The organism is Candidatus Borrarchaeum sp. (genome assembly GCF_019058535.1).
GTDB classification, from domain to species: domain Archaea; phylum Asgardarchaeota; class Sifarchaeia; order Borrarchaeales; family Borrarchaeaceae; genus Borrarchaeum; species Borrarchaeum weybense.
This window is the reverse complement of sequence record NZ_JAHPYX010000227.1, coordinates 1-7,554: the sequence shown is the minus strand read 5'-3', so window position 1 is coordinate 7,554 and position 7,554 is coordinate 1. Positions and strand designations below refer to the sequence as shown.

At 38.0% G+C, this 7,554-nt stretch carries 5 protein-coding genes and 1 pseudogene; 5 read left to right on the top strand and 1 reads right to left on the bottom strand.

From position 1 onward, the window contains the following. The 5 genes and pseudogenes from QVB70_RS13965 to QVB70_RS13945 form a co-directional block, all read left to right on the top strand. Positions 1-573 (top strand): annotated as a pseudogene (locus QVB70_RS13965) (alcohol dehydrogenase); the annotation flags it as partial. A gap of 324 nt (positions 574-897) precedes the next feature. Next, positions 898-2,136 carry an MFS transporter gene (locus QVB70_RS13960; RefSeq protein ID WP_287587415.1) on the top strand — a complete coding sequence of 413 codons (1,239 nt, stop codon included), beginning with the start codon at positions 898-900 and terminating at the stop codon, positions 2,134-2,136. Between the two features lie 101 nt (positions 2,137-2,237). Continuing rightward, positions 2,238-3,446, top strand: coding sequence for a glycosyltransferase (locus QVB70_RS13955; RefSeq protein WP_287587413.1), 1,209 nt, complete (start codon positions 2,238-2,240; stop codon positions 3,444-3,446). Positions 3,447-3,659: 213 nt separating this feature from the next. Next, positions 3,660-4,802 (top strand): M28 family metallopeptidase, encoded by a 1,143-nt coding sequence (locus QVB70_RS13950; protein WP_287587410.1) that lies wholly within the window; start codon positions 3,660-3,662, stop codon positions 4,800-4,802. Between the two features lie 105 nt (positions 4,803-4,907). Beyond that, positions 4,908-6,056, top strand: a complete 1,149-nt coding sequence (locus QVB70_RS13945) for a M28 family metallopeptidase (protein WP_287587407.1) — start codon at positions 4,908-4,910, stop codon at positions 6,054-6,056. Between the two features lie 53 nt (positions 6,057-6,109). On the opposite strand, the gene uvrC is transcribed toward QVB70_RS13945, so the two are convergent. Continuing rightward, a partial coding sequence (gene uvrC, locus QVB70_RS13940; RefSeq protein WP_287587405.1) for an excinuclease ABC subunit UvrC occupies positions 6,110-7,554 on the bottom strand: 1,445 nt, incomplete at its 5' end.

The window sequence follows — 7,554 nt, the reverse complement described above, 5'->3', positions numbered from 1 at the left end:
CTCTTATGCCCAGGGGTCGCTGGATATCTTTCCTTTAAACTTGCCTCCGTCAAGGAGGGTGATAAACTTGGTCTGTACGGGTTTGGGCCAACAGCTTACTATGTCTTAAAGGTTGCTAATTACCTTGGAATAGAATGCTATGTGAGTACAAGATCAAAACATAATATAGAATCTGCAAGAAGGGAGGGCGCAGTATGGGCCAACGATACGATGAATGCCAAGATGCCTGAACGGCTAGATGCTGCGATACTCTTCCCGCCAGCGGGCAAGTTAGTTGAACCCACGCTTTCTCAGGTCAATCAGGGAGGAAGAGTGATCTTGGCCCCAGTGGACATGTCCCTGATAGAGATAAATGATTATTCCAATAATCTCTGGGGCAGAGACATCTTCACTCTTTATAATGTGAAGCATTCCGAATCAGAGGAATTCTTAAGACTTGCCACAAAAATTGGTATAACTATAGATATCAAGGTATTTCCCTTCGAGAAGTTACAAGACGCCATGATCCAATTGAAGCAAAGGAAGATAAAGGAACCCAATGTAGTCATAAAGATGCCGACACCCGAGGGATAACATTTTTTTGACTATTGTTCAAAATGGTACTAATCCCGAATTTAATCATCCCTTATCTTTAGGAGGCAAATTAGCGACCAGAAGGCATTAATTGAGTGATGTTTAATCTGTTTTGGATCTGATTTTTAAGTTTTGAAAAGTGATATCGTGCAGCAACTTAATCCAATGTATTTTTAAATGGAATTACGTGATGAAGGGTACAAAGGTTTGAATTAAATCAACAAAAATCATTGGAGACTCAAACCAGTTTGCATAAGATCTCTTTGTTATTAGGTCAAGACAAATAGGATTATTAGTACATAAAAAAGGAAATGCGTGATTTCTTTGAACTCTACAACAAGTGATGGCGCTCCCTCATTAATATCAATTAATATTACAAATTGGCTTTCTTCTTTTGCAGCAATCGTTCCATTTGTTATTATTCCTCTTTATGCGAGGACTTATCTGGGGGCAACGCTGTTTCAGGCTAGCATAATTATAGGAACTTTATTTGGTGTAACTTCAGTGAGTTCGGTAATTATGGGTTCGTTATCAGACGAACTGGGGCGAAGAAAACCCTTTCTTATCGTGAGCATGCTCGGATCTGCCATCATTTTTCTTGTGATCCCTCTTGTGGGCAGTTCACTGCACTTGATTTTACTCATGGCTGTTTTTGGCTTTATTTCCGCTGGATTTGTCCCCTGTATAATGGGGATGGTCTCTGAAATCTCCTCAAAAACTGAAAAAGGGAGAAATTTGGGACTTTTAAACTCGACAACCTCGCTAGGATGGGCCATAGGATCCTTTTTGAGCGGTTTAATTGCGGATTTATTTAATTTTACAATGTCTTTTTATTTAGGGAGTTTCCTTGCAGTGCTTACAGTTGTATTAACAATATTTTTCTTGAAGGAGACTAAAGCCGATGTTGGTAAAGACCGAGACTTCAAAAAGGCTTTAATCGCGTTAAAAAAACGCTTTAGTTTTTCAACTAGTGGAGAAGGTGCATATCTCAAAGAAAATGGCTTAAACTGGTTTTATATCTCTGCATTTTTACGATATAGTGCTTATTGGGGCTCATTTGCACTACTCACAATTTTCTTTGCGTCATTGGTCTCAACGACGTGGGTGGGTATACTACTGCTGATTAATATGGGTCTCCAGGGTTTATTGATGACTCCTGTAGGAAAGTTGTCGGATGAAAGGCTAGGTAGAAAGCCTATTATTCTATTCGGTCTATTTGGCACGACTGTCGTACTTTCCCTTTATGCGTTATCTTACAGTCTCTATTTGCTAATTATAGCCCAAACTCTTAATGCATTTGTGTTTGCATGTATTTATACTGGAGGTAGTGCTTTTGTATCAGATATCTCACCGAAGGGTAAGCATAATGAGGCTATGGGTTATTTAAATTCTAGCATTACTCTCGGAGCAGTAACTGGGACAATTATAGCGGGCTTTATTGCTGAAATGTTCGGTTTAAGGAACATGTTCTTTATCTTAGCAGTTTTGCCTGTTATTGGTGCTATAGTCGTTCTTTTGAAAGTTAACGAAACTATTTTGATAACTGAAACTTTGAAAGACTAATCCTTTTGATTTTAACTTTTTCACTTGTAAGAAAGGCATTTCTTCACCGAATTAGTTAAATGTAGGAAGAATCTAAGGACTATCAAAAAGGTGGCGGAATTATGATTACTTTAGAAAATTATCGAGAAATTGTCGGCGACACAGTAATCTCCGAGATTTATAAAAAAGCTAGAAGACTTTATGGGAAGCACGTCGTACATATCAACTCGACATACGCAGGCGGGGGAGTAGCAGAAATGCTTGACTCCTTGGTACCTTTAATGAATGATGTTGGTTTAGAGGTAGGCTGGAGAATATTACATGGAAATCCTGATTTTTTTATAACCACAAAGAAATTTCATAACGCGCTTCAGGGAGAGGATATTAATTTTACTGAAATGAAACAACATGTGTACACTAAAGCTAATGAGGATTTCTCTGTATTTACACACATAGATCATGATTGTGTAATTATACATGATCCACAGCCTCTGTCTCTTATAAAATATTATAAGAAAAGGCAGCCATGGGTTTGGAGATGTCATGTTGATCTGTCGAATCCTAATCAAGAGGTCTGGAATTATCTTAAGAACTTCATTCTAAGGTATGATTTGGTTATTGTTTCAAATAAAAAATACACAAAAGACGATTTACCAGTAGAACAGAAGATTGTACATCCCACCATTGATCCACTTTCTTCAAAAAATAAAGAACTCGATGATGAAACCATCGAGAAGTACATCACAAAATTCGACATACCCACTGATAAACCGCTCATAACACAGGTATCCAGATTCGATAAATGGAAAAACCCGGAAGGGGCAATAGATGTCCTCCGGCGTGTCTGGGATAAAATAGATTGTAGATTAGTCTTATGCGGAAGTATGGCAGCAGATGACCCAGAAGGTTATCAAATTTATGAGAACGTAAAACAAAAGGCAGAAGATTTGGTTGAAAATAGGGATGTTATTCTCATAACTAGCGAAAATAATATTCTAGTAAATGCATTACAGCGACGTTCCGATGTTGTACTACAAACCTCGATAAAAGAAGGCTTTGGACTTTCAGTAACTGAAGCTCTATGGAAGGAAACACCTGTTGTGGCTTCTAACGTTGGAGGAATCCCATTACAAGTAATTGATGGGGAAACTGGTTTTTTGGTAGATCCCCATGATACAGGAAGCTTTGCAGAAAAAGTTATAAGACTATTACAAGAGCCCGATTTAGCAGAAAAAATGGGTAAAAAAGGTAAAGAGCATATTAGAAGAAACTTTCTCATAACACGGCTTTTATCGGATTATTTGAGCGTTTTGAACGATATCATACATTGAGTAGCTCACTACTCTACAGTTCAGAGATTCAAGAGACAGTCTCTCATCATTATCTTCAAGGAATTAGTGATAAATTCATTCTATTTTCTATAACTTTATTTTTCTCAATGTGTGACGTCCTTATTGACTTTCTACCCATTTTCGCAACATTTATAAACTTCGCCGAAGAAATTGCGCTTTCAATTAACTTTTATCGCGAAAGGTGAACTCGAAATGGAAAGTGAAATAACAAAATACCTATCTGAAACAATTGGTGAGCGACTTGCAGGATCTGAAGCTGATCGAAAAGCAGCAGAGTATATCGCAGGGAAAATGAAAGAACTTGGGTTAGAGGTCGAATACCAAAAATTCAAGTTTGTTGGCTGGGAAATAACTCGGAAAGCAAGATTAGAACTATTACAACCTGAGCAGAAGGAAATCCTCACAGGGAGTTTAATGTTTAGTGAGAGTACTCCTGAGGGAGGCATTATAGGAAAGATTAAGTACGTCGGAATCCAGTATGTAATCCCCAAGCTCTTCGAATGGCCCAAGTATGCCATAGTCGATGACAAGGGAAATCATCTTGGTTACATTTTGGCTCATATAGATGGGCCTGCTATGAATTTCGTATTGACTGATATGGGAAAAGATTATGGATGTGCCCCTTACGTTATAGTTGGGCAAGAGATACATACTTATTTTCAAGAAAAATTAGCAGCTGGCGAAGAAATAAGTGTAAGAATGGATACCGCTGGAAAACATGCGCCAAGTCTTGAAACGCAGAACGTAATCGGTACGCTACGAGGCTCTGCTTTACCAGATGAAGAAATAATTGTATGTGGACACTATGATTGTGGTTTTGAATCTCATGGTGCTGATGATAATGCAAGCGGTATAGATGCTATGTTAAGAGCAGCTAAAGCGCTAGTTGAGAAGGGCGGAACTAAGAAAACAGTGAAATTTGTCGCATTCGGGGCTGAAGAATATCTCCTTTATGGGTCTTATTATTATGCTAAAACATTAAAAGAACAAGGACAGCTTGCTAGAGTAAAAAATGTTATCAATCTTGATATGGTGGGCTCAGGGGAATTCTTGTGGGTCTGGGTAGCTCCTGAAAGTTTTAAACAACAAGTTGCCGATGCCTTGGATCAATCTATTAAAGGTGAGTTTGATATCCAATGGAATCTAGAACTCCTCCCCGCAAGTGATCACTGGCCCTTCTTTGAAGAAGGGGTTCCGTCGGTACACCTCATTTTCTGGCCTTATGAATATCTGCATCAAGAACATGATAGTTACGATAAAATTGAAGTAGATAAAATCGAAAAGGCAGCAAAAGCGACAACAGCCATAGCTGAACGCCTAGCTGGTGTGAGCTAAGTCGTTTTTTTACTTTTTTTTCCATTTGTAACAAGACTATATTTATAATACGTCTTATATGAAAAGAAGATATCACTCTGATATTATTGAGAAGGTGAATTTAAAATGGTAAGTGAAGTAACGAAATACTTATCTGAAACAATTGGTGAGCGACGGGCAGGAACTGAAGCTGATAAAAAAGCGACAGAATATATTGCTAGGAAAATGAAAGAGATTGGATTAGAAGTAGAGATCCAAAAATTCAAGTTTCTTGGTTGGGAAATGACTCGAAGACCGATGTTAGAATTAGTAGAACCTCAGCAAAAGGAATTACCCTCAGGCGTTTTTATGTTCAGTGAAAGTACTCCAGAAGGAGGCATCACGGGGAAATTAGAGTACATCGGGATCATGCCCTTCATACCTAAGCTTTTTGAATGGCCAAAATACGCTGTTGTTGATGACGCTGGAAATCATCTTGGCTATATCATAGGACATATTGATGGACCAGCTATCAATTTCACACTTATGGAAATCGGGAAGACATATGGATGTGCACCCTATATCATGACAGATCAGGAAACCCATGAATATTTTCAGGAGAAACTAGCTGCTGGTGAAGAAATCCGCGTGCGCATAGATACCGCTGGAAAACTTGTACCTGGTCTTGAGACACAAAACGTAATCGGTACGCTACGAGGTTCTGCTTTACCAGATGAAGAAATAATTGTATGCGCTCATCACGACAGTACTTATGAATCACATGGAGCTAATGATAACGCAAGCGGTGTAGATGCTGTATTAAGAGTCGCAAAAAATTTAATCGAGAAAGGGGGAACTAAGAAAACAGTGAAATTTATCACCTTTGCAGCCGAAGAATATCTCTTTTTTGGATCTTACTATTATGTAAAAACACTAAAAGAAAAAGACCCCTCCAGTATTGCTAGAATAAAAAACGTCGTAAACCTGGATATGGTCGGCGTAGGAGAATATCTATGGGTATGGGTGGCTCCTGACAGTTTTAGACATCAAGTTGACGAGGCTTTGAAAGAGTCCATCAAAGATGAGTTTGATATTCAATGGAATCCCGAACTCCTTCCTGCGAGTGATCATTGGCCTTTCTTTGAACAAGGTATTCCCTCTGTAATGTTAATTTTCTGGCCTCACGAACAATATCATCTCTCGACCGATATGATCACTGAAATTGACGATGATAAAATCGAGAAGACAGCAAAAGCAGCGACAGCTATAGCCGAACGTCTAGCAGGTGTTAATTAGTCTTATTTTAACTTCCTTCTTTTCTATAGTTTAGTCTTATTCTTCTTTTACACTTAGGGATGAAATTTCTTGAAAATGTATGTTGCCACTGTATCAGAAATTGAGGGAATGCTTTCTAACTCTTCGATAGAAGCAGTCTTTATCTTTTCAAGCGATCCAAAATAAGAAAGTAAATCTTGTTTTCGTTTTTTTCCAACTCCTGGAATTTCATCGAGTACAGAATGTGTAACTCTTTTTCTTTTGAGTTTTCGATGATAATTTATAGCAAATCTGTGAGCTTCATCTCTGACATTCCTTAATAATAGTAATGCTATATTTTCTTCTGGGAGACTTATTGGTTCATCCTTTTCACGAATATAGATTTCTTCATTTTCCTTAGCTAATGCTATGATATCAATTTTCTTCAGATCTAAATCATGGATTACCTCAACAGCTGTATGCAAGTGACCTTTTCCACCGTCAATTAGAATTAAGTTTGGCAGGGTTTTTCCTTCTTTGATAACCCTCTTATATCGACGGTGCACTATTTCTTGCATCATGGCATAATCATCTTGCTGATATACACTCTTGATTTTAAAATGACGATATTCTGATGGTTTAGGTTTGCCATTGATGAAAACTGCCATTGCGCCTACCGACGCTTCCCCCCTAATATTTGAAATATCAAAAGCCTCTATTCTGTAAGGTAATACTTGAAGTCCTAATACGTTCTTTGTTTCTTCAAGTATGCGTTTTGACGTTTCTGACGACTCTTCGATTTTTCCCTGAATCAATTGAATCTGGGCATTTTTGTTGACCAATTTAACGAGATTTAGTTCATTTTCCTGTTCTGCAACTCGAATGCTTACTGGTCGCTCCTTGTATTTTTGCAACCATTGTTGAATTACTTGAACCTCGTCTTTGTCTATATTTTGCGGAAGGATTATTTCGTTGGGGACAGTCTTTCGCATGGCATAGTATTGTTTGATAAACCCGGTCAGTAATTCATTGTCATCATCTTTGAAAAATCGTAACAAGAAATGTTCATTCCCCATAATTCTTCCTTCTCTAATAAAAAACACCTGTACACCTGCACGTTTTCCTTTTTTCGTCAATCCGATTATATCTTGATCTACGGTCACGAGATCTGTTGAGACGACTCGTTGTCTTATTTGAATCTTTTTCAAGGCATTTATTTGATTCCGAATATGTGCGGCAGTTTCAAATTCTAACTTGTCTGAATGAACCTTCATCTTTCTTTCTAATTGAGCAAGAATTTCTTCGAAACGTCCCTCCAAAAAAAGAATCGCTTGACGAATCATTTCTTGATATTTTTCTTTTGTTACAGACCCATTACACGGAGCAGAACACAACTTTATACTATAATCTAGACAAGGTTTGTATACCTTCTTTCCCAACTCTAGCGAACAGTTCGCAATCTGGAACAGTTTACGCATAGTTCTAAAGATTTTATTCAGATCCCATAAGCTAGTAAATGGACCAAAATACTGTGCTCCAT